Genomic DNA, 20,156 nt, shown 5'->3' on the forward strand with positions numbered 1-20,156 from the left:
TCCGTGATGCAGGTCACAAGTCGTAAAATAGTTAGTATTCTCGAAAAAAGGGGAACACGGACGAATGAGGCTGCCAAAAAGGAGGACAATTGGACTTATTTTGCTGGTCTCAGCAGGGGGCAAGTATGATAGAATAGAAAAACATCTTGGAGACCGTTATGTCAGGAAAGGAAGAATGTTGGAATGCGGATGAAAAACCTGCTGCACTATACTGAGAACCACCGCTACTGCGTTTATCGGGAATTCGGCTTGAGCGCACTGGATGAATTGATGCTGGGAAGCGTCTATCAGCCGATGGTAGGCGCATTTGCGGTCAGCCTGTATCGGCTATTGTTCCAGCATGTGCCAGCCGGACAGATCGGTTATTCGCCGCTGGAGCAGCAGCGTCGTCTTTTTCTGACACTAGGGCTGGAGCCAAGCGAGAAGGGACGCAAGTATCTAATTGAACAGACCTCCAAGCTGGAGGCTGTCGGTCTGTTGCAGACGTCCAGGCTGTATGCACCGGAAACGGACGACTATATGTATGAATATGAGATGCAGCCACCGCTTGCGCCTGCCGATTTTTTTAGGACGCAGCATCTTACTCTTTTGTTGAGAGACAAAATTGGCAAGTTTGCGGTGCTTTCTCTGCGAGAATCGCTGTGGAGCAGCGAATCTGCGGAATGGTCGCAATCTTCCTATAATAAAGAGAATATATCTATTCCGTTTTACGAGTTATTTGAGCTGAACACCCATGTCATTGATTACGAGTTGGAGCAGGCGCTGTCCGAGGTGTCTTCGGGCCGTCACAATGGGGCTTTGGCCGCAGAGTCGGAGGAAGGGCTGAATTATGCGGACATCATTCTCCGTTTTCCGCGCGAATCCGTCAACCGCAAGCATGTGGAGCGTCTGCGTTTTGAGCACGAGCAGCTAGGCATGGTCAATTACGTTGTTCGCAAATTCGACTTATCTGTACAGGACATCAGCCGCTTGCTGGATGAGGACGGCATTTTTACCGAAACAGGCGATTTGTTGCTAGACGAGCTCCAGCTTCGGGCCAGCCAGCATTCCAGACAGGATCGAAAGCGACAGGAGGAACAGCAGGTGCAGGCCGCGAAAGTGGTTGCCCTGCGTCAGAGAGAAGCTGCCACTCCGGAAGAGCCGCCTGCGGAGCAAGCCGTGGAGATGGAATTTTATGTGGAGGTTCCGCCACAGTTCACAGCCAAATGCGACATTCACCAATATAATATGATGCTGCGCAACGAGCCTTATCGTCGTTTGCTGCAAACCTTTTTCCCCGGCAAGGTTCCCAGTAACCTGCTGGATATATTCGAAAAGATTGATATCAGCTACAAGCTGCCCGGTGAAGTCATCAATGTACTTATCCATTATTTAATGTCCCTGCTGGTATCAGGAAGCGATCAGCGGATTAACCGCAACTTTGTCGAGGCTGTCGCTTCCAATATGCTGTTAAAGCAGGTAAGTACCTACGAAAAGGCTGTTCAATATATACGTGATCAAGCCAAGGTAAAAGGCAAGCAGTCCGCTGCCTCTCCTTCCGGCGGCCGTTCCCGTTCATATGCCAAAAACAACGGCCCATCCAAGCCATCCATTCCCATTGTACAGGATCATCCTTCCGAGGAATCCGTATCCGAGGAAGAACTGGATGAACTGCTGCGCCTAGCCGAACGAATGCAATCGGGTAAACAGAAAAAGGTGTAAAAATATTAAGCGAAGCCAATTCAAATATGTGTCGACCTTATGGCGGTCGGCAGCGGAGCGGGCAGAATTGTTCTGAAGAAGCGAAGCGTTTGCCTTTATCCCCGGATTTTAACCTTTAAATCCTTATTTCAATAGGAAAAATCCGGGGATAAAAGCAATCGGAAGAACAATCTGCACGCGAAGCGTCTCCCCCCATAACTCTGCACATTTTAGAAAGGAGGAGCGTTCTTGGAATCACTGGGCGATTTGCTACAGCAGATGCAGAACCCTTCGTTTCGCCAGCGCACGCGCAATGTGTCCGATCAGGTTCTCAATGATCCGCTGGTGCAGGATTTTTGTGCTGCGCATCCCGATATTGACGAAACACAACTGCGATTAAACATGAGTATGCTTTTTCAGTATGCCCGGGATCGTCGAAATTGCGACAATTGTCCGGGACTCGAACAGTGTCCTAACGATTTTCAGGGACATTTTTGCAAGCTGGGCGTAGAATACCCAAATGGTACAGCCGAAATGGTGGACATCCGTACCCCTTGCGCCAAACTGGTAGCTTCACAGCACGAACAGCGGGTGCGCCAGCGGATTAAAAGCTTTTATGTGGATGAGCGTGCGCTCTTGGAAGGCTATAATGCCCTTGAGATTGCACGTAAGGATGCACAACGTATGCCCGCAGTTACACAGCTATTCCGTTACATCGAAGAAACGAAAAGCCAGGGCTTATCCAAAAAAGGACTCTACCTGGAAGGTACGTTTGGTACGGGTAAGACCTTTTTAATGGGATATCTGCTGCACGAGCTGGCCTTGTCCGGACTGAACGGTGTGATTGTGTATATGCCTGATTTTGTGGAGGACTTAAAGTCCATGATTCAGGAAGGGCAGAAGCTGAAGGAAACGACTGAAATGCTTAAAAATTGTGATCTGCTCGTATTTGACGACATTGGAGCCGAAAATTTGAGTCCATGGGTACGGGATCATGTGATGGGCTCGATTTTAAATTATCGAATGAACCGCAAACCTACCTTTTATACTTCGAATTATTCGTTGCAAGGGCTGGAGAAGCATCTGAGCTTTACGAGCAAGGACGGTGAGGAATTGTACAAGGGACAGCGTTTGATGGACCGGATTCGCCCTTTTGTAGATGTTATTACCGTTAAAGGGAAAAATCAGCGAGGATAATTGTAAATCAATTTGCTATTTTGATATCTTACAATTAAAAAACTATTGTGATATAATTAAAAGGTGTCAAAAAAGAAATTACAGGTTATAATAATCTTGACTTTTCTATAAAGGAGGAACATACAATGGCAATTGTTAACGTGTCCGACCAATCCTTCAACGCAGAAGTCGAAGGTACAGGAACCGTTTTAGTTGATTTTTGGGCGCCATGGTGCGGGCCTTGCAAAATGATCGCTCCTATTCTGGAGGATCTCTCCACAGAAGTTGGCGACAGCGTCAAAATCGCGAAAGTGAACGTGGATGAAAATCCAGAGTCTGCTTCCCGTTTCGGCGTTATGAGCATTCCTACCCTGATCGTCTTCAAAGACGGACAGCCCGTTGATAAAGTGGTGGGTCTGAACTCCAAAGAAGCACTGAAAAGCATGCTTACCAAACACCAGTAATCATCGCATGTGGCCCATGCTCCTGTAGAGCTTGGGAGCGGCCATGAACGGTCAATGCCTCCGGTTGTAAATACCGGGGGCGTTTTTGTGTATTATTCCTGCATATTATATAGTAGTCGAAGTCATTTAAGAATGGAAGGAGGAACCGGGCGAATGGAATCTTATGCGGAGGACTTGCGGAATCAGGAGAAGGCGCTGGAGAACATAAGGCACAAATTAGCGTTGCTGCCGGATGCATCGGGCTGTTACTTGATGAAGAACAGCGAGGGCACCATTATTTATGTCGGCAAGGCCAAAGTGCTGAAAAACCGGGTTCGTTCCTATTTTACAGGTAGCCATAACGGCAAGACGCAAAGACTGGTTTCCGATATCCGTGATTTTGAATATATCGTTACGGGCAGTAATATGGAGGCGCTCATTCTGGAGTGCAACCTGATTAAAAAGCATCAGCCGCGCTATAACGTGCTGTTGAAGGATGACAAAACTTTTCCGTATTTGAAAATTACGAACGAGGAGCACCCCAAGCTGGAGGTGACCCGGCGCGTTCTGAAAGATAAAGCAAAATATTTTGGCCCTTATCCTAATTCCTACGCAGCACATCAGACAAAGAAGCTGCTGGACCGCATGTATCCGTTACGCAAGTGCGGTGTGATGCCGAAGGAAGTGTGCCTTTATTATCATATGCATCAATGCTTGGGGCCTTGTGTGAAAGAGGTTGAGAAGGAAACGTATGAACAGATTGGTCAGGAGATCGGTTCTTTTTTGAGTGGCGGGCATGAGGAAATCAAAAAGGATCTTCAACGCAAAATGCAGGAGGCCGCAGAGGAGCTGTACTTTGAGCGTGCCAAGGAGCTACGTGACCAGATTATTAGCATTGACGCGATGATGGAAAAGCAGAAGATCACGACAGCCGATGCGAAGGACCGCGATGTATTCGGATTTTCGGTAGACAAGGGCTGGATGTGTGTGCAGATCTTATATGTTCGTAAAGGTAAAATGATCGAGCGGCATATGTCTACGTTTCCTTTTTACGGCGAGGCCTACAGCGACTTTATGTCCTATGTGACGCAATATTATAGTGATAACCCGGCGGTGCCGCAGGAAATATTGCTGCCGGATACACCGAAGCTGATGAAGCAGACGGAACAGGGGGATGTCGGTCAATCGGCTGTGACGGAAGCTGTTTCTTACACTGCAACAACCGAGGAAACCGCGCAGACCAGTAACAATGCTGTACAAGAAGCAGGGACATTATCGGATGTGCCAAATGAAGAGCAGCCGTTCGAGCGTTCCGCGGATGCACTGCTGGTGGCCGAAGAGCGTGCTTCTTATAGAGAAGCAACGGATCGAGACCATACTGAAACCCAACTGTCAGGTGGGCTGGAGGAACCAGCTACGGCGGCTCTAGCTCTGGCTGAATGGCTGGATGTAAAGGTGCTGGTGCCTCAGCGTGGACTGAAAAAGCAAATGACAGGGATGGCTACGGAAAATGCACGGGTCGCTTTGGATGAGAAGTTTAAGCTGATTGAACGGGACGAGGAACGGACATCCAAGGCTGCAAGCAATCTGGGGCGTGCGATTGGGCTGGATAGCCTGCATCGGGTGGAGGCGTTTGATAACTCCAACATACAGGGCTCCGATCCAGTCTCGGCAATGATTGTGTTCATTGATGGCAAGCCTGCCAAGAAGGAGTACCGTAAATATAAAATCCGTTCAGTGCAGGGGCCGGATGATTATGAAACGATGCGTGAGGTCATTCGGCGTCGATATGAACGTGTGCTCAAGGAAAATCTGGAGCGTCCGAATTTGATCGTCGTCGATGGTGGACGCGGACAGATTAAGGCCGCTGCGGATGTGCTGGAGAATGAACTAGGTTTGTTCATTCCTGTGTGTGGTCTGGTGAAGGATGCCAAACACAGAACCTCTCAACTACTGGTGGGGGATTCTCCTGAGGCAGTGACACTAGCCCGCAATAGTGAAGAATTTTACCTGCTGCAACGGATTCAGGACGAGGTTCACCGATTCGCCATTACATTCCATCGTGAGCAACGGGGCAAATCCATGGTAACCTCTCGTTTGGACTCGATTCCGGGAATTGGCGAGAAGCGGCGTAAGCTGCTGCTAAAGCATTTTGGTTCGCTTAAAAAAATAAGAGAGGCCAGCGTCGAAGACTTCCGGCCTCTCTCTATTGGTGATAAGCTTGCGCGTCAGATTATAGCTGCCCTTCGGGAGGAGGAGTCGTAGAATACGGCTCTTCTTTTTTTATGGGCTCAAACATAACTCGATTTGGTTTCTTCGGACTAAACCAGTACATGATATAAGCCACAATGGCAGGGAGCACGATCCAGAATATACCTGCGAACAGGTTCACGCTATCTCCTAGCGTCATCACACTCAGTCCCATCAGAATGCTGTCAAAAATAACGTGGCTGAACATGGCGGCAATAAAGCCATAACGCAGAAACACAAAACTGAACAGCAATCCAAGGAAGGTCAGCTCAATCGGTCTGGAAATGACCGGATAGATTGGATACAGTGTGTGCCCCAATGCCCAAATCAGCGTGGTAATCAGACAGGCAACAAAAGTATTTCTCACCATCTTTTTCACCATCGGGATACCAAACAGACGGTATACGGCTTCCTCTCCAATGCCTGCCATCCATGCCATAATCGGCAGTAACCATGGATAGGCCATGTTGTAAGGAGATTGTGTGGCATCTGTTGTGGAGAACGTATTAAACGTACGCTCCAGCACAAAGAACAAAATGGATTGTACACCGAGTAAAATAAAGGCCCACAAGTAGCCCACATACATGCTGCGAAGCACATACAGCCCGTAGCCCGGCTCTTTGGCGCGTGGCCAGGCATTCAGTCCAACCTTGCTCATCAGCCCGTCACCGCCAACCAAGGAAAAGTAGATCGCTACAGCCATTACGAAGGAAACCACAACTTGCAAAATCATAAGAAATATAAGTGCTCGCCGACCGCCTGCTTCTGCTTGCAGTATAGGCAGCATGTTAAATGTCCCTGCCATACTGGCAGCAAAATATACAATGGACAGCACAATGCCACGTACAAAGGAAGTGTGGCGTCGTGTGAGTGAGGCGTATACGATGGCAAGTATGCCTAACACCAAGCTAAATAAGGCATAGCCTGCGTAGGTCATCCAGTTAGCCCAGTACGTTTGCTTTTTGACATAATCCGTATAGGACGATGGGGCGGAAAAGCTCTGTGTAAACGAGCGAACATTTCCGTCTTCAAACGTAAACGCCAGTGTAAGCACAGAGGAGCCGATTTTTTTGTCGTTTACGGTGTACTTCAATCCGCCCTCGCCTTCGGATGTCGCAAGCTTCAAGTCCGATGGTTTAAAGCCAAAGCGTTTTATCCAGGCTGCCGCTGCCTGCTCTTTAGCTTCCAACGTCATATCTCCCTCGGCTGCGCGTACAAGCCTGCTACGTGCCTGCTCATCCGTAGAAATATCAGCTTGTGTATAACTGGTGCTGGAGGTAATTCGTTTAAAGCTGACGACTTTGCCTGTGGACAAATCCACATGAACTTGCACTTTGCTTTTGGAAGAAGGTTCCGGTAAATCGACCCGGAAGGTTTCGTAAGGATAACTTTTTTTCCATGTACGGTCATACTGTTGAAGCAGCTTTTCTCTGGATAAATAACCGTACAGGTCCGTTTCGGCCTGATAGGTCACGACAGGCTTTTCCGGCTGCGATTCGGTATAGCCCAGCTCGGAGCGAGCGAAGTCCAGCGCGTGTATGACTGCTTCCTGCTTGCTGATGACCTTGGCATTCGTCAGTGCTTCCGGATTCGGATTACTAAACGAGGGAATAAGCAATTGAAAGACAAAAAAGCAAATCAGGCCAATCCCGCCCAGCAAGCCTAATCTTTTGAAGTTGGCCGTGAGCACGACCGGTTTCCCGATAGGATTCATGAGTTTCCTCCTTAATCTGTAAATAAGAACATCCATTAAAGATATCATACTGCACAGGTTCCCGCCAACAGACCTAGGATATTCATGAAAATGGAGTGAAAGCACTATAAAGTTTCAATAAAATAAGATAAGCTGCGATTAAAGGTGGACTATTCTCAAATTACCGCTAATTTAACGTTATTTCGAAGAAATCGGTTTTGTGCTCTGTATATAGAAGGATTATAATCTGTTGAGACAATGCATATGAAATATATAGGTAACGATATACATTTGAGCCGAATTTCCATAGGAAAACGGGGGAACCATGTTACTGGGGTGAATTTTACAGCCGGTCCCGGACCGGAAGTGTGAATAGGGCATACTGTGCAGCCCGAATCCGTCAGCTAACCTCGTAGGCTGTGAGCAGGAACCAAGTCAGGCACTCGGATTTCCGGTGTCTTTTTTTGTGCGAATAAAAGTTGGATAATTAAAACGTTGCTGAGTTAAGTCCGCTTCGCGTTCCATTTGATCTTCCGATAGCTGTTGTCTCTGAATTTTATTGGATTAGATAAGCCCTGTTAAGGTTAAAATTCATAGACAAAGGCGAGCGCTACCGCTTCTCCAGATTCAAATGGATCGCTGCGCTGCTGCCCGCCTTAAAGTCACTAAACGTTTCATGAGGTAGTGAGGTATGAAGTGTGATGAGTACTGATAGGTAAAAGTATCTTTGCCTGCGGATACTTTACTGTTTGCTAAAAAAACGGACTAAAGAAACTGAAAAGAGATTGGTGATTTTATGAGCTGGAGCGTCTCCATGCTCATAATTCACCAAGTAGGAGCCGTGATAAATAGATGAATCCCAATGCAAGATGGCTTCGGCTTTCTCCACCGCAGATATTCGTTGTGGGATTTGCCATTATCATTCTTATAGGTAGCTTGTTGTTAATGCTGCCGATTTCCAATACAACGGGAAAGCCGCTTGCATTTATAGACGCTTTGTTTACAGCCGCCTCCGCAACCTGTGTAACAGGTCTTGTCGTTAAGGATACTGGCACCTTCTTTACCACCTTTGGGCAGGTGGTTATCGCCGCGCTGATCCAGATTGGTGGTCTCGGCTTTATGACGATGGCTACCTTGATTGCGCTGGTGTTCAAGCGCCGCATTTCCTTGCGGGAGCGCCTGATTTTGAAGGAAGCAATGAACCAGACTTCTGTTGAGGGAATTGTCGGATTGATTCGCAGAGTGTTGCTGTACTCACTGATCATTGAGGGCGTGTGCGCCACGATATTCGCCATTCGCTGGTCCTTTGATATGCCTGTAGGCAGGGCGATTTATTTTGGGATCTGGCATGCGATTTCGATGTTTAACAATGCAGGCTTTGATTTATTTGGTCACTTTCGCAGCCTGACAGGTTATGTATATGATCCGACTGTTAATTTTACAGCTATGTTTCTGATTATTTCGGGTGGCATCGGCTTTGTGGTCATGTCCGATCTGGTGGAATACCGCAAGCGAAAGAGACTGTCCTTGCATACCAAGGTGGTACTCAGCATGACGGCTGCTCTGATTGTAGTCGGCACGCTTGTCATCTTTGTATTTGAGTTTACCAATCCGAAGACACTGGGCTCGCTGGATTGGGGTGGAAAGCTGCTGGGATCTTTATTCCAATCCGTAACACCCCGCACCGCAGGTGCCAATACGTTAGATATCGCTGGCTTGCGGCAGGCTACGCAATTTTTCATCATTATATTGATGTTTATCGGTGCTTCTCCCGGTTCTACGGGAGGCGGGATTAAGACGACAACGTTTGCGTTGCTCATTGGAGCCGTGATTTCGATGCTGCGGGGCAGGGAGGATATTGTGCTGTTCAAATACCGGCTTGCGCAGGGGCGAATTTACAAGGCTTTGACCATTACACTGCTGGGACTGCTGTTTGTCATTGGGGTGACGATGATTTTGTCAGCAACCGAGGATCATCATTTTCTGATGATATTGTTCGAGACGGTGTCTGCATTTGGTACGGTGGGATTGTCTATGGGGCTTACACCTGATTTGACGGTTATAGGCAAGCTGGTCATTACCCTGACGATGTTTGCCGGCAGATTGGGTCCGCTCACACTGGCTTATGCACTGACTCCGAAAAAGGGTAAGGAATTGTATCGTCATCCGGAAGGCAAAATGATTATAGGATAAGGGAGTTTTCGAGTAGATATGAAAACGCAGCAGTTTGTGGTTATTGGTTTGGGACGCTTTGGCTCGAACCTGGCTTTGCAATTGGTGGATATGGGATGCGAAGTGCTTGGCATTGACCAGAATGAGGATATTGTGGATAGTATGAGTGAGCTGTTGACGCATACCGTCGTAGCGGACGCTACAGACGAGGATTCGTTACGATCGCTAGGCATTCGCAATTTCGATTGCGGCATTGTTGCGATTGGAAATGATATTCAGGTTAGCATCCTGGCTGCCATTTTGCTAAAAGAGCTGGGTGTGAGCAAAGTCGTTGCCAAAGCGATTTCTGTGCTGCACGGACGGGCGTTGGAAAAGCTCGGTGTGGACCGGGTCATTTATCCCGAGCGGGATATGGGGATACGGGTTGCGCACCAACTGGTTACGCCTAACTTGCTTGATTATTTGGAGCTGTCCAAGGAATACAGTATTGTGGAACTCAACGTTCCTGCATGTCTGCATGGCAAAACGCTATCTGAGCTGAATGCCCGCACTCGCTTTGGTTGCAGCATCGTGGCGCTTCATACGGCGAACGGTATCCTGATTGCACCCACAGCGATGGATCGGCTAAAAGCGGACGATATTATGGTTATCATCGGCTCCAATGACAATATCGGCCGCTTCGAGGACGAGGTTGTTAACGTGAACGAGGAAGGCTGATCTCCTCTACACCATACGATAGCCCGCAAACGATGCACGTGTCTCGCTGATCCAGCGCCGTGCTGTCGGCCCCAGATCGGTCGTCTCCGAGTAGATAAGGGAGGTGGTGCGCCGTGTCTCCTTCAAATCAGGCAAGTACAGCGCCGTTAGCCCATTATCCCGCAGCAGCTCGCTGCGCAAGTAGGATTTGGGCAGCAATGCGGAAGCCTTGCAGGTCGGCAGCAGGCGCACAATCGCCTCGAACGAGTCAATTTCCATACGGATATCTGGCATGATGCCGCTGCGCTGGAACAGGTCATCGGTCAGACTGCGGTACCAGGTTCCTTTGGAAAAAATAATCATTGGCAATCCTTGCAGGTCTTTCATCGAAGCCGTTCCCATCTTCGTCGTTAATTCATGTCCGATCGGAACGACTAGCTCCAAATGATCGTCAAACAGTGGAATGCAACGCAAGCCGGCCTCATGAATGGCAGACCCGACAATGCCGGCGTCTGCTTTTTTGTCGCGTACAAAAGCGACGATTTCATGGGTTTTGCCTGTGAGTAGCTTCAGCTCGGTTTGGGGATGCTTGCTCATGAAAGCTTCAACAAGAGTGGGCAGTGTCGTTTGGAGTGTCGTCAGACTTGCACCAAGGGTGAGCATACTCTGGGCTTCATTTTTGTGCTGGGACAGCTTTTGTAAAAAGCGAAGCTGGCGCTGCCGCTGCTCCAGTGCGAAGGTATATACAAATCGGCCTGTCGACGTAATTTCGAGTCGTTTGCCCCTCCGATCAAAGAGGTTCACACCCAGATCCTCCTCCAGCTTGGCGATTTTGCGGGACAGGGCGGGCTGGGACAGATTAAGCAGCTTGGAGGCTTTATTCAGGCTGGATTGCTCGACAATGACGGCAAAAGCGTTCAAATCCTCAAACAAATCATCCACTTCCTCTCTATATGCAAAAAAGACATAACAATTAATACGTATATTGCAATTCCATTATAAGCCGAAAAGGAGTAACATGAAAGCGACACAAGATGTTCACACCTTTGTTTTCTCTTTTAAGGAACACCTTGTTGGACATTTCCTGTCGGAAACTGTCATATTATATGTTATATTACTATTGAAAACGCTATTATTGGGAGAAGGGAGCATTACCTAGATGAGAGGATTTTATTCCAGAAAGCTGCACTCGCTTCTTGGCGTCATCCCGCTGGCTCTGTTTTTTGTAGAGCATTTGGTGACCAACTTCACAGCGGTGGAGGGCGGCAAGGAAGGATTCAATCGCAGCGTGGCCTTCCTGAATGGTCTGCCGCTTGTTATTGTGCTTGAAACGTTATTTATTTACTTGCCATTGCTGTTCCATGGAATCTATGGCTTGTATATCGCTTACCAGGCTGATCCGAATGTCAAACGTTTTGGCTATTCGCGTAACTGGCGCTTTCTGTTTCAGCGCATTTCCGGTGTGATTACGTTCGTGTTCATTATCTGGCACGTATACGATACACGTTTTCAGGTGGCTCTGGGTAATGTAACACATGAGGAGCTAGGCGGCGTGATGCATGGCATTGTGACGAATCCAGTCTATTTTATCCTTTATTTAATCAGTGTCGTTTCGGCATCCTTTCACTTTGCTAACGGACTATGGGCATTTATGGTCAGTTGGGGGATTACGGTGGGACCGCGTGCACAAAAAGTGTCCTCCTATATCTGCATGACCTTGTTTGTGGTTGTATCCATCGGCTTCATCGCTTCCCTGTTGGCATTCCGCAGCGCGGAATTCCAGGATACGGCAACCGCCTTGATACAAAGCAGTGTTATTCAACAGCTACTGTAAAAAAAATCAATGCACACTTTACGTGTTTGCAATACATCGTTTGCAGATTCTATTTCTTATGGTAAAAGGGGATTTGTCTAAAATCCTGAAAAAAAGGAGTGAGCAGAAATGGCAGCATCCAACATTATTGTCGTGGGCGGCGGTCTTGCGGGTCTAATGGCTACGATCAAGGCGGCAGAGGCAGGAGTTCACGTTCATTTATTTTCTTTGGTTCCGGTCAAAAGGTCCCACTCCGTTTGTGCTCAAGGCGGCATCAACGGCGCGGTGAATACGAAGGGTGAAGGCGACTCGCCCTGGATTCACTTTGACGATTCGGTCTATGGCGGTGACTTTCTGGCCAATCAGCCTCCGGTAAAAGCGATGTGCGAAGCGGCTCCGGGCATTATCCATCTCATGGACCGCATGGGTGTCATGTTTAACCGGACACCGGAAGGACTCCTGGATTTCCGCCGCTTCGGCGGTACGCAGCATCATCGGACAGCCTTTGCCGGAGCGACGACAGGGCAGCAGCTTCTGTACGCACTTGATGAGCAGGTACGACGCTGGGAATCCGAAGGCTTGGTGACCAAGTATGAAAACTGGGAGTTTTTACAGGCTGTACTGGATGATGAGAGTATCTGTCGCGGCATCTGTGCGCAGGATTTGCGCACGATGGAAGTGAAGACTTTTGCAGCGGATGCGGTTATTTTGGCATCGGGCGGACCTGGCATTATTTTCGGTAAAACCACGAATTCCGTGATTAATACCGGTACGGCTGCCGGGGCGGTATATCAGCAGGGCGTACGCTATGCCAACGGCGAATTTATCCAGATTCATCCGACGGCTATTCCGGGGGATGACAAGCTGCGTCTGATGTCCGAGTCGGCACGGGGAGAGGGCGGCCGTATTTGGACGTACAAGGACGGCAAGCCGTGGTATTTCCTCGAAGAAAAGTATCCGGCTTATGGAAATCTGGTCCCTCGTGACATTGCGACACGTGAAATATTCAGTGTATGCGTCGATGATGGGCTCGGCATTAATGGCGAGAACATGGTGTACCTCGATCTGTCCCATAAGGACCCGAAAGAGCTGGACGTGAAGCTGGGCGGTATTATTGAAATTTATGAAAAATTCGTCGGTGACGATCCGCGTAAAATACCAATGAAAATCTTCCCGGCTGTGCATTATTCGATGGGCGGCATGTGGGTCGATTACAATCAGATGACGAATATTCCGGGGCTGTTTGCTGCCGGAGAATGTGAATTCCAGTATCACGGAGCGAACCGTTTGGGTGCAAACTCGCTGCTGTCAGCTATTTACGGCGGTATGGTGGCTGGACCAAAGGCTGTGGAATACATTAAAGGCTTGAAAAAATCCGCGCAGGATGTAGGTTCCTCCGTGTTCGATGCGGCGGTCAACCAGCAGACGGAGAAGTATGAGCGTATTTTGCATATGGACGGGAAAGAAAATGCCTATGTCCTTCATAAAGAGCTGGGCGAGTGGATGACGAACAACATGACCGTGGTTCGTTATAATGACAAGCTGGAAGCTACGATCCACAAGATCAAGGAGCTGAAGGAGCGTTATTCCAACATTAATATTAATGATGCTTCGCGCTGGAACAATGCGGGTGCGGCGTTCACACGTCAGTTGTGGAATATGATGGAATTGGCTGAGGCCATGACCAAAGGGGCGCTGCTGCGTAACGAAAGCCGTGGAGCCCACTACAAACCGGACTTCCCGGACCGTAACGATGAGGATTTCTTGAAAACAACGATTGCGGACTGGACAACGGAAGGACCGCAAATCTCGTACGAAGCGGTGGACGTTTCGCTGATCAAGCCGCGTATTCGGGATTACTCCAAGAACAAGTAATAAGGAAGATACAGAAGGGAGTGTATGAGATGTCGGAGCAAGCAGTGAAATCGGATAAAACCGTAAAGTTCGTTGTGACCCGTCAGAATGAACCCAATGCGAATCCATATACGGAAGAATTTGAGTTGGCTTATCGACCGGGGATGAATGTAATCAGTGCGTTGATGGAGATTCAGCGTAACCCGGTGGACAGTCATGGTAAAGAGACAGCCCCGGTATGCTGGGAGTCGAACTGCCTGGAGGAAGTGTGCGGAGCCTGCTCCATGGTGATTAACGGCAAGCCGCGTCAGGCCTGTGCCGCGCTTGTGGATAAGCTGGAGCAGCCGATTACCATCGCGCCGATGAGCACATTTCCGGTTGTGCGGGATTTGGTCATCGACCGCAGCCGGATGTTTAACGCGCTCAAGAAGGTCAAAGCATGGATTCCGATTGACGGTACCTACGATCTGGGCCCCGGCCCCAGAATGGCAGAGAAGAAGCGTCAATGGGCGTATGAGCTGTCCAAGTGCATGACCTGCGGTGTCTGCCTGGAGGCTTGCCCGAATGTTAACGAGAAAACGACATTCATTGGACCTGCGGCGATATCTCAGGTTCGTCTGTTCAATAGTCATCCAACTGGGGAAATGAATCAGGAGGAGCGGCTGGATGCGTTGATGACGGACGACGGGCTGGAAGGCTGTGGTAACTCGCAAAACTGCGTACGTTCCTGCCCGAAAGGCATTCCGTTGACAACCTCCATTGCTGAAATGAACAAGCAAACGACCAAGCATATGTTCAAGCGCTGGTTGACCGTATAGCACTAGACAGTGAATGCTTTATACTAAAACAGGCTTTTTTCCTGAACCGGAGAAAGCCTGTTTTTTTGTGCTCAGGACAGATAGGAGTTACCATGGAGGGAGGAGAGTGGGGCAGTAGTTATGGTATAATTATGGTATTGTGTATCGTTTTTGGAGAAAAGGAGGCTGGACAGGTGACTGTACAACCGATGACGCGTCGGCCCGTTACCGGGTCGGATGTGCTGAAAGGATTAAAGGAGCTGGGGGTTCAAAAAGGCATGACGTTGCTTGTGCACTCGTCGATGCGCAGCTTTGGCAGTTTTGTTCCGGGCGGGGCCTCTGCGATTCTTTTGGCATTAACCGATGCGATTGGCCCGGAAGGAACGCTGGTCACGCCGACGCAGTCCCATGATCTGACCGATCCGTCGACATGGATGAACCCGCCTCTGGATGAGTCATGGTGGGAACTTGTACGCGAGGAAATGCCCGCCTATGATCCGGCCTGGACGCTGACCGGAGGGATGGGTATTATTGTGGAAACGTTTCGTGGCCTGCCGAGAACACTGCGCAGTGGACACCCGCATGTTTCGTTTGCGGCCCGTGGACCTGCGGCCTCACGCTTGCTGGAAGGGCATGAGCTTGATTTCGGGCTGGGTGAACATTCGCCACTGGCGAAGCTATATGAGACAGACGCCTATGTGCTGTTGCTGGGCTGCGGACATGACAGCAACACGTCCTTTCATTTGGCGGAATACCGTACGGCGTACAATGGACGTGAAGAAACGACCCATCAGGCCCCGATGATGGTGAACGGGGAGAGGGCATGGGTATCTTTTCAGAATTTTAATATATCCTCGGATGATTTTGACAAGCTGGGCCTTGATTTTGAGCGGGATCGTCCCACAACCTTTACGCGGGTGAACATCGGGGATGCATCGTGTTTTTTAGCGAGGCAGCGTGATTTGGTAGACTATGCAGAACGATGGTTAGCCACCAACCGCTAGAGGGCTAAAAGCATGAGATATTTGAACCATGAGATATCTAAACTGTACAATAGTTGAATAGATAGCAAGGAGGCACGCATATGGAGAAGACGCCGCAAACCCGCCGCGAGAGTCAGGATGGCCCACACGATGAGGCCGCTATCCCTCCCGGTTCTTCGCGGCGTTCCATTTCAAATGAGCCAGCCAATCCTTCGCGCCGCCGTTTTTTGAAAAAAGCCGCTTTAGCGACAGCCGGAACCGCGCTTTTAACCGGAGGATACGCTTCCTTATGGGAGCCTAATCATTTGGAGATTACACGTTTTACGCTATCTTTGCCCCGTCTGCCGTCGGCTTTTGACGGTATCAGAGTCGTGCATTTTAGTGATGTACACTTGGGCTTTCACATGGATGAGCAGGACCTGCGGGAGCTTGCCGACCGGATTGCAGGACTGGAACCGGATTTGCTTTGTTTTACAGGTGATATTGTAGATGATTATGCCGTATCTATGAAAGCCGCTGTTCCGGTCATGGCTTCGATGCACGCCACACTCGGTAAATTCGCCATTCTCGGCAATCACGATTATAGAGGTTTACCAGCCGGGGTACAGGAGCTATATCCAAAAACCGGGTTTACGTTGCTGAGAAATGAACACGCGATTATAGAGCGAGCCGGGCAGCGTGTGGCGATTGTTGGGTTAGAGGATGACATTATGGGCAAACCCAATCCGCGGCGTGCCATACACGGACTGTCTGATGAAATGTGCAAGCTGCTGCTTATGCATGAGCCGGATTATGCGGATGTGGCGGCGCGAATGTCCTTTGATCTTCAACTGTCGGGACATACGCATGGAGGACAGGTGCGCTTGCCTGTCATTGGAGCGCCGATGCCGCCTCCGGGTGGACGCAAGTACATTCAGGGATTATTTCATGTGGGGAGCGACAGGATGCCGCTGTATGTCAGCAGGGGCATTGGCATGACCCATCTGCCGATTCGTGTGCTATGCAGGCCAGAGCTGAGTGTCATTACACTGAAATCCGGTCAATAGGCTATTATATATTTACTTTCAACAGTATGGGCTTGTAACTACATAAAAAGGGTTTAGTGTAGTATGTAGCTGTTTCGGACAAAGGAGTGATATTCAGATGAATCGTATTGCTGTCATTTCAGATATACATGGCAATTGGCCTGCCTGCGAGGCGGTGCTGGAGGATATTGCTTCCCGAGGAATTAGTCGTGTGTTTTGTTTGGGGGATCTGGTCGGCAAAGGGCCTAGCCCTTGCGAGGTTCTGGAGGCTGTCCGTCAACGTTGCGAGGTGGTCGTGCGGGGCAATTGGGATGAGCTGGTTAGCATTACGGATGATCTCAATTTTAGCTGGCAAGCCGAGCGCTTGGGCACAGAACGGCTACAATATTTGGCACAGTTGCCGTTTCATTATGATTTCAGGATGAGCGGACGCCGTATCCGGCTGGTGCATGCTTCGCCGCAAAGTGTATATCATCGCGTGCAGCCATGGGATGAACTGGAGAAAAGACTCGCCATGTTCGACCCGTTGGCTGAGGAAAATGGCAAAACCGCTTTTACTCCGGATGTTGTAGGGTATGGAGATGTGCATAATGCCTTTATTCAGCATTTCCAGGGCAAGACGCTTTTTAATGTCGGCAGTGTGGGGAATCCGCTGGATGTAACGCAGGCTTCTTACTGCATTTTGGAGGGAAACCTGGGAGAAGATACGCCTGCACCTTTTTCCATTCAATTTGTACGTGTGCCTTACGATATAGAACTGGCGGTAAAACAGGCAGAGGAAGCCGGCGTACCTTCTTTGCCGTATTATATCCGTGAGCTGCGCACAGGCATTTACCGGGGAATTCAGGACCTGGATTGATTGTGCAATCTATTTGCTGCAAAAAGCCAATCCATCCGCAGGAGGGATCATTGTGCTGACCAGAGAAATGCTTCGTTCAGGGCTGCCGGAGCTTTACACCGACCGTGTCCGGTTGCGCCAGCTACAAGCGGGGGATTACCCCGCGCTGGAACGGATGCTGTCGGATCCATTGGTTATCCGGTATGTGAACCGGATTCGCAAGCCAGTCGATGCGCGGATGCGGCGTCTGGTAGCGCAAATCAGAGTAGCTGCAGATTCTCTGGATTCCCTGCATTTTGCGGTGGAATGGCATGGGGGAAATACAGCAGCAAACAACGAACCCGGCCAACTCAACGAACTCCATGAACATAATGAACGCAGCCACTCGCCGCTGCTGGGTATCGCTTCTTTTCAGCAATGGAATGAAAAAGCGGGTGAGGCGCAGCTAGGCTATATTTTGGACCGTCCCTTCTGGGGACAGGGGCTGGCTACAGAGATCGTGGAGGAAATGCTGAGATTTGGTTTTGGTGCTTTAAAGCTCAAGCGGATCGAAGGTCGTTGCCAAGAGGATAATCAGGCTTCCGTGCGTGTGCTGATCAAAAATAAGTTGCGCCTGCTGCGCACAATCAGTGCCTATGATCATTCAGGAGAAGTGCCGAGTGTATTGGTGTTCTCGATTACCCAAGGGGATTATGCGTAGAAACGGTAGTGGAATATTTTGTTACAGAGATGAAATATAACTGCAAAACAACTCTAACACAGGACGGGTACAATACAGACATGACCCCCTTTTGAATAATATATGTTGCTGGGACCCGATGATTCGGGTCCTCTTTTTTTGTCTTGTTTTTATTGTAGCTACGTGCGATTTACAAGTTACTATTATGATTCATAGGTACGGTTCAGGTCGCTTATCAGCTCAGGAAGCCATTCGGTCAGGGAAAGAAAGGAGTACCCCTCTGATCGGGCTTTAGTTGTATCCATGTACCACGATTGTGTAATACCAAATGGAGACATATGCTCGTCGGCTGTTTTTTCTTGAATCACGGCCTGTTTTCCAGTTACCTGTTCAATGGTGGAAATGAGTTCTCCAATCTTCACAGTACCGTCCGAGCAAGCATTTACGGGTCCTGTCAAATGAGATTGACCAAGCCAAAGCAGAAAATCTGCGGCTTCGTCAGAACGGATAAACGAGATGTGCGCTGCCGGATTCGGTATGCCGATTTTTATTCCATCACGAACATGCTCAATATGAAAATGAAGTCTTCTCGTATAATCATCTGTTCCTAATACAATCGGAAAACGAACAGCGGCAACCGGGAACGTAGCTTGTTGCATGAAAACCGCTTCTGCCTGCCGTTTAGCCTCCTGATATGTAAAATCGTCCTTGCCGCCTTTGCGAACCGGGTAAGCCTGGGGGGCGAAGACACTCTCGGTCAGCACTTCCGGACTTGGATCATAAACGGATAGACTGGAGGTCAGAATATACCGTTTGGCTTTAGCATCAAAAATGCGGCACGCTTCTCTGGCTTCATCTGGAGAAAAGCGAATATTATCGTAGACAACATCCCAAACCTGCTCACCTACCGCCTCAGCCAGCGCTTCCGCATCGTTACGATCTGCAATAATCCGCTGAACGCGCTCACCGAACGAATCGCTTGTTTGACCTCTCGTGAGGATCGTAACGTTATTCTCGGAAGCCTCCAAGAGACGTTCTACCAGCCTTTTGCCAAAAAAGCGCGTTCCACCCAATACAAGTATCTTTCTCATTTGTTAATCACTCCTTATGGACTTGTTCTCATTATATTAAGGTAGACGAAAACAAGGATGCAAAGGATACGATGCGATAAATAGATAAGTACATACTACTTACAAAAAAATGCTTAATATCACTTAACAAATCGTGCAATAATGCTTATAATTGATTTATGGAGGTGATACTTATTTATCAAGAAGAAAGGTTAGTGAAAATTCTTGAGAGGCTTCAGGAAGAAAAGATGATTTCGAATCAGGAGATATGCAATATGCTCGGTATTTCCAGAGACACTGCCCGGCGGGATTTCATTAAATTAGTGGATGAAGGTGCTGCGATACGAACCCATGGGGGTATTGCTTTACCTCAGTTTAAAGACAAAATAAAAGCATATAAGGAAAGAGTCCATGCTTCTTCTGAAGATAAATATAAAATTGGAAAAATAGCTGCCTCTTATATCAACAAAGGTGACCTTTGTTTTTTGGACGTCTCAACGACAGTAAAATTTCTTTGTGATCATCTCAATACAAGCTCTACAGTTTATACTCATTCCCTTGATAATGCAGAAGCACTATCTAACAACAATGAGGTCGATATATGCCTGCTGGGTGGAAAGTTTAATCCTGAAAATCGCTTTTTTTTCGATGTTAATGTGGCATCTCAGTTAAATGATATTTACTTTGATAAAGTTTTTCTTGGTGCAGCTGGTATTTTAAAGGATGGCATCTATTTTTCGAATTTTGAAGATGCGGTCATCAAAGATTTAGTAGCAAAACGATCAAAAGAGGTTATTCTGTTGGCGGATTCACGGAAATTTAATCAAATCAGCTCCTATAAGGGTGTTAATTTTAGTGATATTGACATGATCATTACAAATGAAAAGCCACCAGATAGCTTTAGAAGGAATTTTGAGGAAAATAACATTGAGATCAGACTTATTAATGAAGGGAAGGCAGTTAAAGATTACTTCGAGGGGGGCTAAT

General features: G+C 48.4%; 17 protein-coding genes and 1 riboswitch. Of the genes, 14 read left to right on the forward strand and 3 right to left on the reverse strand.

The window, feature by feature from the left end; genetic code table 11:
• Positions 1 to 183: 183 nt before the first annotated feature.
• From ACQ4MX_RS20770 to uvrC, 4 genes are all read left to right on the forward strand, one after another.
• Positions 184 to 1,701: a helicase DnaB gene (locus tag ACQ4MX_RS20770; protein ID WP_431087072.1), complete on the forward strand. Its 1,518-nt coding sequence runs from the start codon at positions 184 to 186 to the stop codon at positions 1,699 to 1,701.
• A gap of 228 nt (positions 1,702 to 1,929) precedes the next feature.
• Positions 1,930 to 2,877, forward strand: coding sequence for a primosomal protein DnaI (gene dnaI, locus ACQ4MX_RS20775; RefSeq protein ID WP_431087073.1), 948 nt, complete (start codon positions 1,930 to 1,932; stop codon positions 2,875 to 2,877).
• A 125-nt stretch (positions 2,878 to 3,002) separates the two neighbouring features.
• Positions 3,003 to 3,320 carry a thioredoxin gene (gene trxA / locus ACQ4MX_RS20780; RefSeq protein ID WP_010347861.1) on the forward strand — a complete coding sequence of 106 codons (318 nt, stop codon included), beginning with the start codon at positions 3,003 to 3,005 and terminating at the stop codon, positions 3,318 to 3,320.
• 153 nt (positions 3,321 to 3,473) lie between these two features.
• Positions 3,474 to 5,564, forward strand: a complete 2,091-nt coding sequence (gene uvrC / locus ACQ4MX_RS20785) for an excinuclease ABC subunit UvrC (protein WP_431087074.1) — start codon at positions 3,474 to 3,476, stop codon at positions 5,562 to 5,564.
• Here uvrC and ACQ4MX_RS20790 read toward each other — a convergent pair.
• Positions 5,533 to 7,263 (reverse strand): CPBP family intramembrane glutamic endopeptidase, encoded by a 1,731-nt coding sequence (locus tag ACQ4MX_RS20790; RefSeq protein ID WP_431087075.1) that lies wholly within the window; start codon positions 7,261 to 7,263, stop codon positions 5,533 to 5,535. The genes uvrC and ACQ4MX_RS20790 overlap by 32 nt on opposite strands.
• Before the next feature lie 263 nt (positions 7,264 to 7,526).
• Positions 7,527 to 7,676, forward strand: a riboswitch (cyclic di-AMP (ydaO/yuaA leader).
• Positions 7,677 to 8,094: 418 nt separating this feature from the next.
• Here ACQ4MX_RS20790 and ACQ4MX_RS20795 point away from each other — a divergent pair.
• The gene (locus ACQ4MX_RS20795; protein ID WP_431087076.1) at positions 8,095 to 9,435 is read left to right on the forward strand and encodes a TrkH family potassium uptake protein; all 1,341 of its coding nucleotides are present in this window, start codon (positions 8,095 to 8,097) and stop codon (positions 9,433 to 9,435) included.
• A gap of 18 nt (positions 9,436 to 9,453) precedes the next feature.
• The gene (locus ACQ4MX_RS20800) at positions 9,454 to 10,131 is read left to right on the forward strand and encodes a potassium channel family protein (RefSeq protein ID WP_431087077.1); all 678 of its coding nucleotides are present in this window, start codon (positions 9,454 to 9,456) and stop codon (positions 10,129 to 10,131) included.
• A gap of 6 nt (positions 10,132 to 10,137) precedes the next feature.
• Here the strand turns inward: ACQ4MX_RS20800 and ACQ4MX_RS20805 are convergent, their stop codons facing one another.
• Positions 10,138 to 11,043 carry a LysR family transcriptional regulator gene (locus tag ACQ4MX_RS20805; RefSeq protein WP_431087078.1) on the reverse strand — a complete coding sequence of 302 codons (906 nt, stop codon included), beginning with the start codon at positions 11,041 to 11,043 and terminating at the stop codon, positions 10,138 to 10,140.
• 226 nt (positions 11,044 to 11,269) lie between these two features.
• Between ACQ4MX_RS20805 and ACQ4MX_RS20810 the strand changes: the two genes are divergently transcribed.
• The 7 genes from ACQ4MX_RS20810 to ACQ4MX_RS20840 all read left to right on the forward strand — a co-directional run bounded on the left by ACQ4MX_RS20810 (position 11,270) and on the right by ACQ4MX_RS20840 (position 18,120).
• Positions 11,270 to 11,944, forward strand: a complete 675-nt coding sequence (locus ACQ4MX_RS20810) for a succinate dehydrogenase cytochrome b558 subunit (RefSeq protein ID WP_431087079.1) — start codon at positions 11,270 to 11,272, stop codon at positions 11,942 to 11,944.
• Positions 11,945 to 12,052: 108 nt separating this feature from the next.
• Complete coding sequence (gene sdhA, locus ACQ4MX_RS20815) at positions 12,053 to 13,798, forward strand: succinate dehydrogenase flavoprotein subunit (protein ID WP_431087080.1); 1,746 nt, start codon at positions 12,053 to 12,055, stop codon at positions 13,796 to 13,798.
• A 29-nt stretch (positions 13,799 to 13,827) separates the two neighbouring features.
• Complete coding sequence (sdhB, locus tag ACQ4MX_RS20820) at positions 13,828 to 14,595, forward strand: succinate dehydrogenase iron-sulfur subunit (RefSeq protein ID WP_431087081.1); 768 nt, start codon at positions 13,828 to 13,830, stop codon at positions 14,593 to 14,595.
• Positions 14,596 to 14,768: 173 nt separating this feature from the next.
• Entirely contained in the window at positions 14,769 to 15,578 is an 810-nt protein-coding gene (locus ACQ4MX_RS20825; protein WP_431087082.1) for an aminoglycoside N(3)-acetyltransferase, read from the forward strand.
• An 80-nt stretch (positions 15,579 to 15,658) separates the two neighbouring features.
• Positions 15,659 to 16,603, forward strand: coding sequence for a metallophosphoesterase (locus ACQ4MX_RS20830; protein ID WP_431087083.1), 945 nt, complete (start codon positions 15,659 to 15,661; stop codon positions 16,601 to 16,603).
• Between the two features lie 97 nt (positions 16,604 to 16,700).
• Positions 16,701 to 17,441, forward strand: a complete 741-nt coding sequence (locus tag ACQ4MX_RS20835; protein WP_431087084.1) for a metallophosphoesterase family protein — start codon at positions 16,701 to 16,703, stop codon at positions 17,439 to 17,441.
• A 52-nt stretch (positions 17,442 to 17,493) separates the two neighbouring features.
• Positions 17,494 to 18,120 carry a GNAT family N-acetyltransferase gene (locus tag ACQ4MX_RS20840; protein ID WP_431087085.1) on the forward strand — a complete coding sequence of 209 codons (627 nt, stop codon included), beginning with the start codon at positions 17,494 to 17,496 and terminating at the stop codon, positions 18,118 to 18,120.
• Positions 18,121 to 18,302: 182 nt separating this feature from the next.
• Here ACQ4MX_RS20840 and ACQ4MX_RS20845 read toward each other — a convergent pair whose 3' ends face one another.
• Positions 18,303 to 19,190: an NAD(P)H-binding protein gene (locus ACQ4MX_RS20845; protein WP_431087086.1), complete on the reverse strand. Its 888-nt coding sequence runs from the start codon at positions 19,188 to 19,190 to the stop codon at positions 18,303 to 18,305.
• A gap of 194 nt (positions 19,191 to 19,384) precedes the next feature.
• Between ACQ4MX_RS20845 and ACQ4MX_RS20850 the strand changes: the two genes are divergently transcribed.
• A complete protein-coding gene (locus ACQ4MX_RS20850; protein ID WP_431087087.1) occupies positions 19,385 to 20,155 on the forward strand; it encodes a DeoR/GlpR family DNA-binding transcription regulator in 771 nt (256 codons plus the stop codon).
• The last annotated feature ends 1 nt before the right edge of the window (position 20,156 follow it).

This window comes from Paenibacillus sp. 8b26 (genome assembly GCF_050626875.1).
Taxonomy (GTDB): Bacteria; Bacillota; Bacilli; order Paenibacillales; family Paenibacillaceae; genus Paenibacillus.